Here is a 17,354-nt window from a genome sequence, read left to right as displayed (position 1 = left end):
TCTATTTAATACCTGCTCGAAACTTTTTTTGTAGTGCTTGTGGATATTACGCATAAAACCTGGATTCCTGGAATTTATAACGAGTTAGTCTACAATTGCCGATACAACAACATTCTTGCCTCGTTATACAAAAAATATATGTAACGAAGATTTATATGTCTAAATCCCTTTATAATCACATTCCTCGTTATAAAATAGTGTTTTTTTGGGAATCCAGGATAAAACTGTAATTATGTTTAAACGATACGAATCCTTTGAAAATGATGCAGATAGTAATATCGTAAAATGTGTAAGAGCCGTACTTGTCGCTCCATCCAAGCCAACTGATATCTCTTTTAAAACTAACGAACGTTTCTATTTAAAAGCAGAGAATTTTTTCTTAGATCTTTAGCATCGAACTGGATCCGTTGATTCGAAATAGCGATACGGTGGGTGTAACGTTCAATTTGTAATCAATGCAATCACTGACAATAGAGGCTTTCATTTTGAAACCTCATTATAAATTTCAAGGATAAAGCGTATAAAATAATAAAACACCTTCAGCATATTACTGAAGATGCTTTACTCAAAATCTAACCTTTCACACTAGCTTTCTGATCAATTAAGTGCCGCACATATTTATCCCATTTCTCAGCATAGGATTTTTTACTAAAATTTGCCTGTATGAAATGCTCAGCATTCTTGCCCATTTTAATTGCTTCTGTTGGGTGCTCAAATAGATGTATCATTTTTTCGGCAAGTGCATTGATGTTTCTATTTGCCACAATAAAGCCATTTGTTCTATCTTCAATTAAATCATTAGGTCCGTATTTGATATCATAGCTGATCACTGGGGTTTTATTCGCCATACATTCCAATATAGCTAACGAGAATCCTTCACTTTTTGATGTTAACACAGAGAATAAGGCATTTTCATATTTCTTATCTGGAGTTTGCGTATATCCGATTAATTGCACGTTTTTTTCTAATTTTAATTGCGTAATCAAGTTATTTAGTTTTCCTTCTTCAGTGCCTTTACCATAAATATCTAATCTGACCTCGGGAAGCTTATCTACAACTATTCTGAATGCTTTGATGGTATGCTCAACACGTTTTAAGGTGGACAGCCGGCTGATTACAACTGCACGTTTTTCATCTTTTATCGTTGGTTTTAATTTATCTAAAAATGATTTGTTCTGTTCATGGTAATGTGGTACCACAACCATTTTTTCTTCATTACCATATTTCTCACTTATATCTTGCTTTTGCTGGTTTGTTAATAAAACAATCCCATCGAATTTATTCATATTGGTTAAACCATGCTCCACTTTATCTGCTACAGGAGAATCATCTTTATATGGCGCACCAAGGTGATGGCTGTGGAGACGCCAAATTTTTATCGCCTGTTTGGCCTTTAATCCTGTAAGAACAGCATCTGTACTTCTTGTGTCTGATACAATTACTGGGTGTTCATCATCCTTGATCAAATCCTTTAACCATGCCAATTTCAATTTGATGATATCACCGGTAAACTCATGTTCAAGCTCCCCTTTTTTACTAAACAGATGGATGCGATCATATTTATCTTTTTTTAAATTATACCAGGCAGATAAATAAGCAGAGCCTTTCTTATCAAAATAAATCGTTTGACGCGGTTTATTTGTTTCCAGATCCATATAGATGCTCCGTTTCAATTTTCCTGATGGATCGAATTCCTCTCGTCTAGTGCGATAACGATTCTCATTGAAATAGTCAATTAGTTTTAATGTGTTTTCATTGCTTAAGCCAATATACTTTGTGTAAAAACCATTTTCAAGAACACGATAAGCATTATGTCCTTCCCGCCTGCTTAAAGCACCACCATTCGCTAGTTTTTTCAGGTTGGCGGGTTTCCATTTTTGTTTTAATTCAACTGGATGTTTAAATCCTTCTAATTCTTCATACATATTTCTAATCAGTACATGTTTATTGACTTTCCCAAGTTCTACAAGTTTTTGTCTTATATACGGATAATATGAATTGAAATTAAAGGTAATTATTTCAGTCTCATAGCCTAATTCTGCAAACATAGAAGCCTGTTTGAGTGATGCTTTTGTTAAGCCACCTCGTTTGATGTCAACGGAATTACATAAAAAGTAAATTTTTTGTTTTTTCAACTTCATCTTCCTTCCTAGAAATAAATAAATTCGAAATTGCATAAACTTTTATGTGGGTGATTAATTTTTTGATTTACGAAACGACTACTTAATAGTAAAATAAAAAGTAGCACGTTTTTATGAGGTGACCAAAAATGTCTGAAAACAATCAAATTGAGACAAGAACTGACAAGCGTACCAATAAAAAGAAGAGTAAGAAAAAGAAAATCCTATTATATACAGGAATACCCGTCTTGGCTATTTTAATAACCATTCTGTCCTATGGAGTTCATTTATACACGAAAGCTGAAAAGGCTGTGGATGACTCGTATGAGGATATTGGCAGGGATAATGAGACCTCCGAGCTGAGAGAAGAAGCGGTGGACCCGGTGGAGGATAATGTGTCCATTCTTATTTTAGGAATCGATGAAAGTGAGGAACGTGAAAATTATTCTCCCCTTTCTGACACATTGATGCTGGCAACTTTTAATAAAGAGGACAGCAATGTAAAGCTATTGAGTATTCCAAGGGATTCCCGTGTATTTGTTCCAGAGGTGGGTTATCAAACGAAAATTAATCATGCCCATAGTTATGGCGGGGTGAAGGCATCCATCGAAACGGTAGAGGACTTCCTGGATGTACCTGTTGATTATTATGTGAAAGTTAATTTCAAAGCATTCATCGAAGTGGTAGATGCAGTTGGTGGAATTAATTATAATGTACCTTTTGACATGAGTGAGATTAATACGAAGGGGCAAGAAAATACGATCAAAATTGATAAAGGCTATCAAAGGCTTGATGGCGAGAAAGCACTTGCATTAGCGCGCTCCAGAAAATATGACAGTGATATCCAACGTGGTGAACGCCAGCAAGACATCATTAAAATTATTGCTGATAAGGTGACTTCCGGTTCAACTGTCTTAAAACTGGATAACCTGATTGAGGCAATTGGAAATAATATGACGACCAATTTAACGTTTAATAATATGAAAAGTTTCTTAAGCTATGGGATGAATTCAGATGTTGCCATCGAATCTGTTAGCCTTGAAGGTGATGGCGGTATTATGGATGATGGTATATGGTATTACCAAGTGGATGAAGAAAGCAGAGCAGAAATTTCACAAGACTTGAGAGAGCATTTGGATTTACCAATTATGCATACACAAAAATTCGAAACGGAATATAGTGCGGAAGATAAAAATACTGAGGATTATCAAGCTTATTAAATTAGATAACTCGGCACCAAGGGGTTTAACATATGAAGAAATTACTAATTTTTTCAGGAATCTTTTCTTTATTTATCATTGGATTACTGTGGTTCACTTCATCATCGAATAATGAATTTGCTGGTCCAAAAGAGTGGTCACAATATCGAATGAATGCTACCAATAATGCTGTATATTCCAATGGATCAAAAGCACTTGAAAAGAAAACGTTTAAAACAACTGAAGAGGTTCGTGCAACCCCTGTAATTGTAAACAATCATTTATATATAGGTAACCACAATAATGGTGATTTACATGCATTTGATATTAATACAGGGGAAAAGGTTTGGGAAAATCAAGCGCCCAATTGGATTCATTCTGAAATGATTTATTATGATGGATTGGTTTATGTTGGATTTGGAAATAGGCATTTTCAGGAGAATGGCATTCGAGGTACAGGGAAAAGCGGTGTCCTTGCATTGAATTCAGAAAATGGAGAAATCCTTTGGAAGTATAATACGGAGGGTGAAGTGATGCCTACTCCTGCCTTTTATGAAGGTGCAATATATGCAGTTACAGGTGATCGGCATTTATATAAGTTGGATGCAAGTAGCGGAGAGCTTCTCCATCAAGAAAAATTAGGTCAAGCAAGTATGTCAGCCCCAATGATTCATGAAGATACATTATATGTAGGAACGAGTAAAGAGTTGCCTTTTAGTTTTTTTGCTTATGACCTCACTAATGACCGTATAAAATGGAAGACAGATTTACCTGAAGTCCTAGCTGGTGTGGATGATGTTCCACCCGTTGTTGAAGATGGCATCGTGCTTACAACAGGCATCACAGATAATAATGGTTTAAGAGATCATGTTATGTATGCAATGGATGCAGATACTGGTGAAATTATTTGGGAAGATGTTTTAGGAACTGGTGAATCCGTACCAAATAATAAATCGGGCGCACCTATAATTTATGAAGAGACCATTTTTGTTGGAAGTCCAATTACAAAAACATTTTATGCATACCACTTGCAAACTGGTGAGAAATTATGGAAATTTGAAAATGAAGTCATAAAAGGTCCCCCAGTTGCCCAAGATGGAATTGTATATTTTGGTAATGCAAAAGGTATGATGTATGCTTTAGATGCCGAAAGTGGAGAGTTAATTAAAGAGGTTGAAGTAGGGGGAACCTTAGCTCCAGCTGGTCCTATAATTATTAACGATACCATATTTGTAGGTAGTCAAGATTCTAACGTCTACACTATTCCAATAACTGAATTCAAATCGTAATATTTTCATTGATTAATTCTAGTTAGGAGAAGATGCTCCCGGCTAGAATTATTTTTTTTAAAAACGCTTATTTCCTAACGCAGTCTTTTGGATTGATTTAGAATGGCTTGGGATGGCTGGGTAGTTTAAACCTATCAATTGATCATTGTTTATACAGTTTTTTTACCTAGGGAAATCGGCTATAGATCTGATTTCTTTTTTATGTGGTTTTACTGAGTTAATGAAATAGTTATAGATATCCTGCTCGCTCCGGGCGATATCCTTCGCTCTCCTGGCGATATTCCCGCTCTCCCGGCGATATCCTACACTCTCCTGGCGATATTCCCGCTCTCCCGGCGATATCCTGCTCGCTCCCGGCGATATCCTCGTTCTCCGGGCGATATCCCCGTTCTCCCGGCGATTTCCTCCGCTCTCCTGGCGATATTCCCGCTCTCCCGGCGATTTCCCCGTTCTCCCGGCGATATCCCGCTCGCTCCGGGCGATATCCGCTCGCTCCTAGCGATTCCCCGCGCGCTCCCACACCACCAGCCACACCATACCAAGCACAAAAAAGGAAGCAATCCCGTAGAATCACTTCCTTTTCAGCAACATTCGTATCATAAATTCAATCGACTTCAAAAATCGCTTCAACCGGAATGGCTGTTTCAACAGTCTGTATAGCCATTCAAGATTATATTTGATCCATTTATCCGGTGCTCGTTTCACTTCACCAGCCAACACATCAAAGCTGCCACCAACTCCAATAAAAAGACCTTTATCAAATTGATCAATATACCTGCTAATCCATATTTCCTGCCTTGGAGAACCAAGTGCAACAAATACCACATCCGGCTTTGCTGCCATAATTTGTTTAGCAATCGAAGTGTCATCCAATGCAAAGAACCCATGATGGCTTCCCGCTATTTCCAAGCTTGAATATCGCTTTTTAATTTCCTGTACCATTTTCTCGTTTACATATTCCTTTGCACCGAGAAAATAACAGGATAAGCCCTCCATCTCAGCATGTTCAAGCAAACTGATCATCAGTTCAAAGCCAGGGATTCTCTCCTTGAGTGGGTTTTTAATAAATTTTGAAGCCATGACAACTCCGGCGCCATCTGGTACAACAAAATCTGCCTTTTCAACAATCGCTTTATAGGAAGCTGCATCTCTTGTCCGCATGACGATCTCCGGGTTTGCTGTTACAACAAAGCATTTATCCTGTCTGCTTAAGCCAGGATAAATCTGATTATGTAAAAAATCCTCTTTCGTCATATTTATAAATTCAATATCCATGATGGATACTAGATTTCTTGTATTTGATTCATTCGGCATCTTGCACAACCTCTCAGCTAAGTCGTATATGACTCCGTCGTTTATTACTTAGATACAGCACATATGTCATAATTTTCAATATTTCATCTATTTAAAAAATCAAATGACTATCCAGTGATTACTCCGTCAATAAAAGGTACTCCATTGGTCTTCATAAGCGTTCTAAATATATCAAAACCAAAAAACCAAATTTGCTATTTAGAATTGATTATCTTTAACCAATTGTTAATATATTTTTCTTTACTATAAGTCTTTTTAACCTCATAAGCATTGTTAGAAAGTTTTCCTTGTAATAGTTTACTTTCCATAATTTTTATTATTTTTTCTGCGAGTTCTTTTCGATTACCCTGTGGTACAATATATCCATCGATGCCTTCTCTTATTATATCATTTGGACCATATTTTGTATCATATGTTACTACAGGTGTTCCTTCAGCCAAACTTTCAGTTATTACCATTGCGAACGCTTCCTGTGCTGATGTTAATATGGAGCAGGAGGCTGTTTTGTATACGGCTGCAGGATTGGTTGCATATTCCTTTAATAATACATTGTTTTCCAAATTAAGCTCTTTAATCAATTGTAGCAATTTTCCTTTTGTTGGGCCGTAGCCATATATATAATACTTTGCATCAGGTATTTCTTTAACTACATATTGAAATGCACTTATCGCTTCATCTAATCTTTTATCGTGATGAAAACGAGCTAATGTCACTGCAAGCAAAGGATTATAAGTTTCATCACTTTTATTAATTACTTTATTATCAATTTGTTTACATGGATGTGGAATCACACAATAACCTTTGTTTGGGCCATAAACTTTTTCAACATCCCTTTTTTGTTCATTAGTTAAAAAAACTATGTTATCTATTTCGTCAACACGATCAAATAGATTATTATACCCTTTTTTTATCCTGGTAATATCATCAAAGGGGGCTTCTAAATGATTGCCATGTACTATTGATATCTTTTTTATATTTTTATGATTTATTTCCCGCATCATCTTATCTGAGCTTCTTTGTTCAGTCATAACACACGGATATTTAATTTCATCCACTTTAGACTGTAACCATTCTGTTTGACATTTATATAGGGTTTTATATTCTTTAGGTTCCTTATTAAATAAAATTGTATTTTCTTCTTTCCCGGTTTCAGGATTAATCCATATGGTTAAAAAACAATTCTTATCAATTGAAAAATACCTATCTAATCTTGGCTTATTATTTATTAGGTCCATATGCCTTGTCCTGACTAAAAATCCTTTTTCATCGAATTCCTCTCTTCTAATTCTATACCCACTTTCATCCATAAAATCAATAAACTTCAAATTACCTTCTTGATCAAATCTTTTATATTTAATATACAGACCATTATTATAATAACGATAGGATTGTTCTCTTTTCTGTTTTTGATCAATAAATTCAATATGGTCCTTTTCTTTAATTGTATTTTTCTCATTCTTATTAGGTCTCTTAACACGCTTATTAACTCGTTTTATATCTTCAAAAAAGTTAAGCACCTGAACATTTTTTGCTAATAGCCCTTTTTCATATAGACCTTTAATAATTTTATTATGAGATTGTTGGTAAAGTAATGTAATAATTTTTACATTTTTATAATGCTCTGCCAGGGCATTAGCTCTCGTAAAAGTCGCTCTTGTAATTCCACCTCGAACTTCTTTTAATGATCTAATTATTATTACAGGTGTTATTTTTTTCAACTTTATAGCTCCTCTCAGTTGCTATTCCTTTCCCCAAATATATTATCAGTTAATCTTTTAGAAGCATATCCATCTTCTAGATAACAAAATTTTTGATATAACTTTTTATATGAGTAAGGAAGTGTATACTCGTTTTTTTCAATTAGTTTAATATGATAGATTATTTGATCGGCGTCCTTTAATAAAGGCCCCGGAGAATGTTCTTCTATATTAAAATAAAATCCCCTTAGATTATCTCGGTAATTATCTATATCGTATACAAAGAACAGTATTGGTCTTCGTAGATTCGCATAATCAAAAAACACTGAGGAATAATCTGTAATCAATAAATCGGATACCAAGTATAGTTCATTAATATCATTGTATCCAGAAAAATCATATACGAAGTTTTCATATGGTGTTAAGTTTAACTTTTCTGCAATTAAATAGTGCATTCTAAGTAAAACAATAAACCCATCCTCCAACTCTTCCTTTAGTTTGTCCAAGTCCAATTTTATATTAAATTTATATTTACCTGTGTCATAATATTCGTCGTCACGCCAGGTAGGTGCATACAGAATGACTTTTTTATCACAGGGAATATTCAATTTGTTCTTTAATTTCTTAATATCTTGTTCGTTGTTATGTGTATATAAAACATCATTTCTAGGATATCCGCTTTCGATAATTGTTTTATTAAAGCCAAATGCTCTTTTAAATATATCTGTGGAATATTGGTTAGGAGATATTAAATAATCCCACTTACTAGATTCATTAAGAAAATCCTTTTTATAGGAAGCAGTAGTCACATTTGGCATGTGCACTTCATTTAAATCCATTCCTAGTTTTTTCAGCGGTGTACCATGCCATGTCTGGATATATATTGTATTTTTCGGTTTTGGGATCCACAAAGGTAACCTACTATTTACTACCCAATATTTTGACGTAGCCATTAAATATATCCATTTTATATTAAATCGCGTTAAGCAATTGAGATCTTCATTTTTAAAATTATGTTTGTGTTTCCGATCCACACTCCAGTACATTTTATACTCTGGATAATTCTTATTAATGTATTCATAAATTGCTTTCGGATTGTCACTAAACTGCTTACCTAAAAAGCTTTCAAAAATAATTGTATTTTTGTTGGTTGGTAATTTACTTGCGCAAAGAAAAAGTAATCGTAAAGTGGCTTTTATATAATTACTTCTTTTAATTTTTATTAAAAACTTATTTTTTTTCAATTTATCATTCCTTTTCAAAATCTGAATAATCATCTACCTTATAATATAACATTCATGAAAAAGAAAACATGGATTTTTAAAAAACCCATGTTTAACTATCTTATATTATTTTCCTGGGTCTTCTTCAAATACCGCATTAACCGTTTTTTCAGATGCACGTCCATCATCCCATTTGCAAAATCGATTATAGAAGTCATCATATTTCTTCTCAAACTTCTTATTTACCTCATCGATGTTCGTAATAGCATGAATAACTTCCTCTGTAGTCATCAATAATGGCCCCGGTACTTCTTTTTCTATATCAATATAAAATCCCCTTAATTTATCACGATATTTTTCCAGATCGTATGTGTAAAATAAGATTGGTCTTTTTAAATTCGCATAATCAAAGAACACAGAAGAATAGTCTGTAATTAAAATATCTGCTATCAAGTATAACTCTGCTATGTCTTCATAACGTGAAAAATCATATACGAAACCTTCATATTCTGATACATCTAGGTTATCAGCAATAAAATAATGTGTGCGTAATAATACTATATATTCGTTACCTAATGCATTTTGTAGCTTATCTAACTCCAAATTTAATGTGAATTTATACTTTCCTCTTGAAAGAAATTCATCATCACGCCACGTAGGTGCATATAAGATAACCTTTTTGGCTGTTGGGATACACATTTGCTTTTTCAGTTGATTTATTTCTTCTTTTGTATTCTTTTGATATAAAATATCATTTCTTGGGTACCCGAACTCTAGCATCTTATTTTCATGTTTAAAAGCTCTTCTAAAAATTTCAGAGGAATAAGCATTCGGAGAGCTTAAATAATCCCATCTTCTTGATTGCTGATAAAAGTTCTTCTTGTATTTCGGATCTGCTGAAAAAATATCTTTCATATCAAAAACTAATGTCTTTAGTGGTGTTCCATGCCATGTTTGTAAATAAATATTTCCTTCTCTTTTGTTAAGAGTTTTAGGTAAACGTGAATTACTTACCCAATATTTTGCTCTGGCCAAATAGTAATAATATCTTAAACCAAAGCGCTTTATTTGAATAGCATTTCCTGGAATACTTTTCTTTTCATTAAATATCCAAACATATTTATACTTCCTATTGGTCTCTAACATATGCTGATAAATATATTTTGGACTATCTGAATAGGACTTCCCTAAAAAGCTTTCAAAAACTACTGTATCTTCTTTAATTGGTAATTTTAGAAATACTGCCCTATATAATTGTATATAGAATTTCGTTCTACCTTTTAACGCTCTTTTAATTTTTCTCTTTCTGTGATGTTTCAAATTTAGCTTTTTAAATTTATATATATCGTCCTCTTTAATACATCTAATTTCTTTGCTAATCATTTTAGATGTTTTACTTGAGATAGAAAGGTCTAATCTCCTTGTAGATTCCACTAACAAATTAAAAACCTTATCTACATTTTCGTTTTTCTTAAAATACCTTACAATAGGTCTACTATAGTAACTTACAAACTCTTTATCCAGAAAATCACTCACTTCCTTGTCTGAATATCTTTTCTTTAAATCGATGTACATAGACAAAAAGTCTTTAATTCTGTCCTCTGCGGGTGCTTGCATTAATCCGGGATTTGATATTGGATCATTCCTTTTTCTTTTATAATACAAGCAGTTTTTTAAATAAGGGATTTTCTCTGTGTATACCAATGCGGGAATCATAAATGCTAAATCTGAGTAACGTAAAACATCTTCAGAAAAACGCAAATTGTTTCTTTTTACATACTCTAAATTAAATAATTTATTAAGTGCTGACTTGTTTTTTATTAAATTGAACTTTTCACTCGTGTATAGGCGCGCTTCTTGCTCATCTTCTATTTCTAAGACATCAATTTCATCTGCTTCTTCATGGGCATCTTCTTTTACTGCATCTTCTTTCGTTTCATACTTATCTCCATCAGGCACTTCACTTAAATGGGTCTTCTTAATTTTCCCAAAAATCATATCAAACTTGTCTATATTATTAACTAATAATTGAAGCGTATCATCAGGTAAATAATCATCACTATCCAAGAAATATACAAAATCTCCAGATGCATTTTTTACCCCAAAATTCCTGGCTGCACCTACTCCCCTAGTTTCATTGAATTGATATACTTTAATCCTACTATCTAGTTCTTCAATTTTTTTTATAGTTTTTGTGCAATTAGGATTACTATTATCATTTATAATAATTATTTCAAATTCTTGAAATATCTGGTTTAAAACAGATTGAATACTTTGTTCTAGAAATTCCTCCGTATTATAAACAGGTATAATAACAGAAACTTTACTCATGATTTCACTCCTCAGATTATCACTGTATTAATAATCATTATTTTCAATACCAATCATAGTATTTACGTACTAGTATACATTTTTTCGTCCTGTAAGGAAAAACTTTATCTCGTTTCATGTAATATTTCGAGAGAATTTATTAATAATTTGTTAATCCAGTGTTAACTCTGTGTAAAGTTATGGTATTATAATTATAAGTGAAATTAACATCTTAGAAGGTGGTCAATAAGTCACCGAATTATACGCAGCAAAATCGCTTCGTTGGCTCGCCTTTTCACTCCTAATGTGCCTTTTCATGGACATTACGGGTGCTCAAGGCTTCACCGCCTCGACCTTCTTGCTTCTAATTTTGCAACTTTTTTGAACTAACACCTAAGCCTATGTGCATTTCATTTGATATTGGAGGAGAAACACTATGAAAAAAGTAATCACCTATGGAACATTTGATTTGCTCCATACTGGACATATAAATTTATTACGTCGTGCTAAACAATACGGTGACTATCTGATTGTTGCTATATCAGCAGATGAGTTTAATGCACTTAAAGGAAAAGAAGCTTATTATACGTTCGAGCAACGTAAAGCAATCCTTGAAGCGATTCGTTATGTGGATGAAGTTATCTCAGAGCATACATGGGAACAAAAAATAGGGGATGTAAAAAAACATGATGTTGATATCTTTGTCATGGGAGACGACTGGAAAGGTAAATTCGACTTCTTAAAGGATTATTGCGAAGTTGTTTATTTACCCCGAACTGTTGGGATATCAACTACCAAAATTAAAACAGACTTAAACAAAGTGAATAATGGTTAGAGAACTGGGAATTACTCTCTATTTATTTGTTTTCCGTATCCTCTTTCATACGTTCAAGCTATGTCCTCATAAGAAGAAAACAGTTGGTGTTGCTTCATTTGGGGATAATATTTTTTATACAGCACGTTCGTTAAGAGAGCTTTCTGATGAAGAAATTATCATCTTGAAGGGACGTTCCTGCAGGTATGAATTTGATCCATCGATTGGTACGATCATCCCATTTGATATGAGAAGTCCAATCGCTTACTTGCAATCTATTTATCATCTTGCAACGGCAACGACTATTTTAGTAGATACGTACTATGGCTTTTTAGCTGCGACAACATTCAAAAAGGGGACAAACTGTATCCAGCTCTGGCATGCAGCTGGTGCGATTAAACAATTCGGTTTGCTTGACCCTTCGATTAAGTACAGAACTCAAAAAGCAAGGGAACGTTTTCAAAAGGTTTATGATAACTTTCATTATTGTGTCGTCGGTTCCGAAAAAATGGCAACTATTTTTAAGGAAAGCTTTGGCGTAACAGATGATCGGATCATTCGTACTGGAACACCGCGGACGGATGTATTGTTTGACCAAAGTGAAAAACAACGGATTTACCAAGATTTAATCAACCAATATCCTGTAATTCATGGGAAGAAAATAATGCTTTATGCTCCAACATTTCGCGCACAGCAGTTATCAAATGTTGAATTTGAACTGGATATTAAAAAGCTTTATGAACAGCTTTCCGATGACTATGTGCTGTTTGTTAAAGCCCATCCAGCTGTTGATTACACATTACGTGAAGCGTATCAGGACTTTGCTTTTGATGTATCTGATGTGAAGGACACGAATTCCTTATTGCTTGCGGTTGATTTGTTAATCACTGACTATTCTTCGATTCCATTTGAATATGCGTTACTTGAAAAACCGATGATTTTCTTTGCATATGATATAGAAGAATACAAGGTTACCAGTGGATTAATACCAGATTATGAGAATCAAATGCCGGGACCTGTTGTATTTTCAACGGAAGCAATGATCCGGGCAATTAAAGAAAATGCTTTTGACAAACATCAGATTCATGCGTTTGCAGCGAAGTGGAACGAATACTCCAATGGTAATGCCAGCATGAATTTGGCAAAATTACTGCTTGGCATCGAGGAAAATGAAAAAGTTCCTGTAGCAAATAAACTGTCTCAAAAAGTGCAAATCGGCGACACTAAATGAGGCGGTTTTTTTCTTAGATTTTTTCCAACAAGTTAGGACTACGCTAACTCTTTCTACCAAAAGACTAATGCTGCAAAATCTATAGGCTGCCACATAATCTGTTTGCTATAAGTATTTGCAATAATCACCGGTCGGAATCACCAGTCGCCTGTGGAAAAAGGTTTTTCTTGTAGTGCGTGTTACACCACATTTTCTATCCATTACGGTATGATACAGCCTTTTAAACACAAACCTTAGGATTATTGTCTTTTACATCTTTAACTTGTATAATTTAACATGAAATGATGTATATAGATCTGAAAGGATACACAAATGAAATCTGCAATGACGATTATTAAAGAGCAAATCGAACACTTTTATTTAATTCGACGGCTTTCGTTATATGAATTAAAAAGTAAAAATAAAAATAATTATTTGGGCATGGCGTGGGAGATAATTAATCCAGCAATTCAAATCCTTATTTACTGGTTTGTATTTGGAACACTCCGGGAGCGAAACCCAATCATAGTAGCAGGTGAAGAAATACAGTTTTTCAGTTGGCTGCTAGCTGCATTCTTCTTATGGATTTTCTTTTACCAGTCCACGATCCAAGGGTCTAAATCCATTTATTCAAGACTGCGAATGCTATCGAAAATGAATTTTCCGATGAGTATCATCCCTAGCTATGTGATATTTTCACAATTTTATGTTCACTTATTTATGTTAGGGTTGTCGATCATTATCTTACAATTTATTGGTTACTTTGCTTCCATCTATTATTTGCAGCTTATCTATTATATCTTTGCTGCTTTATGTCTGTTATATGCCATCGCACTGATTACATCAACATTATCGACAATTATTAGAGATGTACACATGCTATTAAACTCAACACTAAGGATGATGCTGTATTTATCAGGTGTCCTGTGGCCAATAACACTTCTGGCGGGTTTTCCAACAATAATGAATCTGATGAAGCTCAATCCATTATACTATTTAATTGAAGGCTATCGAGCGGCATTATTTGGAACACAGTGGCATTTTATCACGCATTGGGAGTATACATTGATTTTCTGGGGCATCGTGATTGGGTTATTCCTGTTTGGCTCCATGCTTCACGTGAAATTCAGAAAACACTTTATTGATTACTTGTAAAGGCATGTGAAAATGATGAAAAAAGCGATTATCGCTAGGAACATTTCAAAAAAGTATCGACTATATCATGGATCCAAGGAGCGTTTATTAGATCTACTTACACCTAAAAGCTTCGGGGAAGACTTCTATGCTTTAACCAATGTAAACTTCGAAGCAGAAAAAGGTGATATCATTGGATTTATTGGTATCAATGGGTCAGGAAAGTCTACATTATCCAATATCATTGCTGGTATCGTTCCAGAAACATCTGGGAAGATTGACGTAAATGGGAAAACCTCGCTAATTGCAGTTGCTTCCGGGCTGAAAGGCGATTTAACAGGACGCGATAATATTGAATTAAAACTATTGATGCTCGGGTTTAGTAAGGAAGAAATTAACCAGTTAGAGCCTGGCATTATTGAGTTTTCCGAGCTTGGAAGTTTTATTGATCAACCAGTGAAATCCTATTCCAGTGGGATGAAATCAAGGCTGGGTTTTGCGATTTCAGTAAGTGTCGATCCTGATATTTTAATTATTGACGAAGCTCTGTCTGTTGGGGATAAGGCATTTGCCGGAAAAAGCTTTGACAAGATGATGGAATTTAAAGAAAAAGGAAAGACGATGATTTTCGTTAGTCACTCCATCGGACAAATGAAAAAATTCTGTAGCAAAATACTTTGGCTTGAATTTGGCAGGGTAAAAGAATTCGGATCCGTTGACGAAGTTTTACCACACTATGAAGCATTTCTAGCAAGCTGGGAAAAGCTATCCAAAAAGAAACGTGAAGAATATAAAAACACGATAATAAATGGCGGGATCGGCAGTGACTTTTTGATTAAGCCGGATAAAAAAGGAACAAGTGCCAGCGGGGAACAGGAAGCGCAATTAACCAGTCTTCTAGCACATATTAAAAAAGGGACATCTGATATCTATTCCACTCCTGTTGATGAAGAACCAAGTAAGTCTTCTGAATCCTATAAGCATAATGTTTACTATATAAAAAGACAGGTCACCTATCGTGAAGAAACATTTTATTTGCTTAGTGAAAGTCCTAGTGCTGAAAAGGATATCATTGGCTGGATGAAATCCACTGACCTATCCATTCATCAAAATATAGAAATTGATGAAGACGCTAAAGCTTTTTATATTAGTGGTGAAGGGTCCGGTTTTTCCCGGCCCTGGGGTGGAAAGCACAACATTATTTATGGTGACCTAAAGCCATATAAAAATGATAAATTTCTCGTTACTAAAACAGAAAAAGTTGGCAGAAATATTTGGTACAGAGGAAAGCTAAATGATAAAGAGATGTGGATTAATAGCAAGCATGTAACACAGGAAAAGATAAGCAGTAAGGTATAAATGCAATACATTTGCGGATCCATTAACCGAAAAGGCAGTAATTCAGAAGCCATAGTTCCTGAATTACTGCCTCATTATTTCTTAATTCATGCAACCTTTTCCCTCTCCAAACGTCTATTTATATTACAACAGAAATATTTCCTTACAAAACTGTAATCGAATAGTAGTTTACGGATGTATGGATTCATAGTAAAATGAAAATTAGTCTATCATAACATGTCGAAAGCACGTAGGTAATATAGCATGACCTACAATAATATGTCGAAAAATCGCTAACAGGAAATGCAAACAGTGCACTAACTAGACATGACTTCAGAATACAGTAATGAGAAAGCTTATAAAGTAAACCTATGAGCCAAAAGGGGAATTACAATGTCTAACAAGCAGAAGACAACACAAACGCGAATGGTACGCAGAAGGAAAAAACGCAAATTAAGGAAGCGAGCATACTTCTTACTAGTATTTTTCTTAATTGCTTTCGTATCTGTCATATCCTATGCAACCTATCTATATATTAAAGCAGACTCCGTTTTCTCTGAATCCTATAAAGATGATGGCAGAGAGAAATCAGAATTAAGAGATCAGGCGGTTAACCCAGCTGAAGATCATGTGTCCGTCCTGATTATCGGCGTTGATGAAAGTGAAAAGCGTGATAACGAAGGGGCTTCCCGTTCTGACACACTGATGCTCGCTACAATGAATGTGGAAGACAAGAGTGTGAATTTACTAAGTATCCCTCGGGACTCGCTGGTTTATATTCCAGAGGTAGGCTATGAAACGAAAATCAACCATGCCCATGCATTTGGTGGGGCTAAAGCAACGGTGGAAACGGTGGAGAACCTTCTCGATATTCCTGTTGATTATTATGTAAAAGTCAATTTTGATGCATTTATTGATGTGGTCGATGCAGTAAATGGGATTACAGTCGATGTGCCCTATGAATTACGCGAGCAGGATTCCAATGATACGAAGGATGCCATTCACTTGCTTCCAGGCGAGCAGGAGCTAAATGGAGAAGAAGCACTTGCACTAGCAAGAACAAGGAAGCTGGATAATGATATCGAACGCGGGAAACGGCAGCAGGAAATTATCAAAGCTGTTGTTAAAAAGTCCATCTCATTAGGCTCTGTTTTAAAATACGACAATATCATTGAAGCCGTCGGTGAAAATATGACAACAAACATGACATTTGATGAAATGAAAAGCTTTATATCCTATGGAACAAAAGGTGCAAACCTCGATATAAATACACTTACCCTTGAAGGGAATGATTACCAGCCTGGAGGAACTTACTATTGGCAGTTGGATGAAGCTTCCCTTGCTGAGACGAAGCAAGTATTGAGGGAGCATTTGGAATTAGGTACGATGAGCAGAGAATAAGCAAAAGCCCTTTACTTTTTAAGGTAGAGGGCTTTTTTGTTTATTGTGGAAGTTGGTTAATGTAAGAAACTTGATCAATAGTGAATAGATATAACTCAACTTTCGCAGCGTAAAATGAACACATAAGTCTTGAAGGAATAAGGAAGGCTGAAAATACACTACTCGAGTTGACTTTGGTTTAACGGTTCGTATTTGCTATAAGATGTGTAACAAGTTAGAAGGCAGAAATGTGCTATAATGCCGCTGCGGAAATACATGTCGCTTTCCGTGGGCGGCTGATGAGCCTCCTCGAGCTAACGCTCTGT

General features: G+C 34.9%; 13 protein-coding genes. 7 read left to right on the top strand and 6 right to left on the bottom strand.

The window, feature by feature from the left end; translation table 11 throughout:
• Nucleotides 1-572 precede the first annotated feature (572 nt).
• Nucleotides 573-2,135, bottom strand: coding sequence for a glycosyltransferase (locus tag AC6HVZ_RS09280; protein WP_497557866.1), 1,563 nt, complete (start codon nt 2,133-2,135; stop codon nt 573-575).
• A gap of 134 nt (nt 2,136-2,269) precedes the next feature.
• Between AC6HVZ_RS09280 and AC6HVZ_RS09275 the strand changes: the two genes are divergently transcribed.
• Together AC6HVZ_RS09275 and AC6HVZ_RS09270 are read left to right on the top strand one after the other, a co-directional pair.
• Complete coding sequence (locus AC6HVZ_RS09275) at nt 2,270-3,340, top strand: LCP family protein (protein WP_497557865.1); 1,071 nt, start codon at nt 2,270-2,272, stop codon at nt 3,338-3,340.
• A 32-nt stretch (nt 3,341-3,372) separates the two neighbouring features.
• The gene (locus AC6HVZ_RS09270; RefSeq protein ID WP_497557864.1) at nt 3,373-4,608 is read left to right on the top strand and encodes an outer membrane protein assembly factor BamB family protein; all 1,236 of its coding nucleotides are present in this window, start codon (nt 3,373-3,375) and stop codon (nt 4,606-4,608) included.
• 229 nt (nt 4,609-4,837) lie between these two features.
• Here the strand turns inward: AC6HVZ_RS09270 and AC6HVZ_RS09265 are convergent, their stop codons facing one another.
• From AC6HVZ_RS09265 to AC6HVZ_RS09245, 5 genes are all read right to left on the bottom strand, one after another.
• Nucleotides 4,838-5,140, bottom strand: a complete 303-nt coding sequence (locus AC6HVZ_RS09265) for a hypothetical protein (protein WP_497557863.1) — start codon at nt 5,138-5,140, stop codon at nt 4,838-4,840.
• Between the two features lie 38 nt (nt 5,141-5,178).
• Entirely contained in the window at nt 5,179-5,922 is a 744-nt protein-coding gene (locus AC6HVZ_RS09260; protein ID WP_497557862.1) for a WecB/TagA/CpsF family glycosyltransferase, read from the bottom strand.
• Between the two features lie 194 nt (nt 5,923-6,116).
• On the bottom strand, nt 6,117-7,640 hold the full coding sequence (locus AC6HVZ_RS09255; RefSeq protein WP_497557861.1) for a glycosyltransferase: 1,524 nt from the start codon (nt 7,638-7,640) through the stop codon (nt 6,117-6,119).
• A 14-nt stretch (nt 7,641-7,654) separates the two neighbouring features.
• Nucleotides 7,655-8,863: a CDP-glycerol glycerophosphotransferase family protein gene (locus AC6HVZ_RS09250; RefSeq protein WP_497557860.1), complete on the bottom strand. Its 1,209-nt coding sequence runs from the start codon at nt 8,861-8,863 to the stop codon at nt 7,655-7,657.
• Nucleotides 8,864-8,968: 105 nt separating this feature from the next.
• Nucleotides 8,969-11,173, bottom strand: coding sequence for a bifunctional glycosyltransferase/CDP-glycerol:glycerophosphate glycerophosphotransferase (locus AC6HVZ_RS09245; protein WP_497557859.1), 2,205 nt, complete (start codon nt 11,171-11,173; stop codon nt 8,969-8,971).
• 415 nt (nt 11,174-11,588) lie between these two features.
• Here AC6HVZ_RS09245 and tagD point away from each other — a divergent pair, with 415 nt between their 5' ends.
• The 5 genes from tagD to AC6HVZ_RS09220 all read left to right on the top strand — a co-directional run bounded on the left by tagD (nt 11,589) and on the right by AC6HVZ_RS09220 (nt 17,049).
• Nucleotides 11,589-11,987, top strand: coding sequence for a glycerol-3-phosphate cytidylyltransferase (gene tagD / locus AC6HVZ_RS09240; RefSeq protein WP_497557858.1), 399 nt, complete (start codon nt 11,589-11,591; stop codon nt 11,985-11,987).
• Entirely contained in the window at nt 11,980-13,197 is a 1,218-nt protein-coding gene (locus tag AC6HVZ_RS09235) for a CDP-glycerol glycerophosphotransferase family protein (protein ID WP_497557857.1), read from the top strand. The genes tagD and AC6HVZ_RS09235 overlap by 8 nt, the downstream gene beginning before the upstream one ends.
• Nucleotides 13,198-13,509: 312 nt before the next feature.
• Nucleotides 13,510-14,331 (top strand): ABC transporter permease, encoded by an 822-nt coding sequence (locus tag AC6HVZ_RS09230; RefSeq protein WP_497557856.1) that lies wholly within the window; start codon nt 13,510-13,512, stop codon nt 14,329-14,331.
• Between the two features lie 15 nt (nt 14,332-14,346).
• Complete coding sequence (tagH, locus tag AC6HVZ_RS09225) at nt 14,347-15,669, top strand: teichoic acids export ABC transporter ATP-binding subunit TagH (RefSeq protein ID WP_497557855.1); 1,323 nt, start codon at nt 14,347-14,349, stop codon at nt 15,667-15,669.
• A 372-nt stretch (nt 15,670-16,041) separates the two neighbouring features.
• The gene (locus tag AC6HVZ_RS09220) at nt 16,042-17,049 is read left to right on the top strand and encodes an LCP family protein (RefSeq protein WP_497557854.1); all 1,008 of its coding nucleotides are present in this window, start codon (nt 16,042-16,044) and stop codon (nt 17,047-17,049) included.
• Nucleotides 17,050-17,354 lie beyond the last annotated feature (305 nt).

It is taken from the genome of Oceanobacillus sp. NCCP-135 (assembly GCF_059698015.1).
Note: the sequence above shows the minus strand (reverse complement) of the source record. Positions and strands in the feature narration are given on the sequence as shown.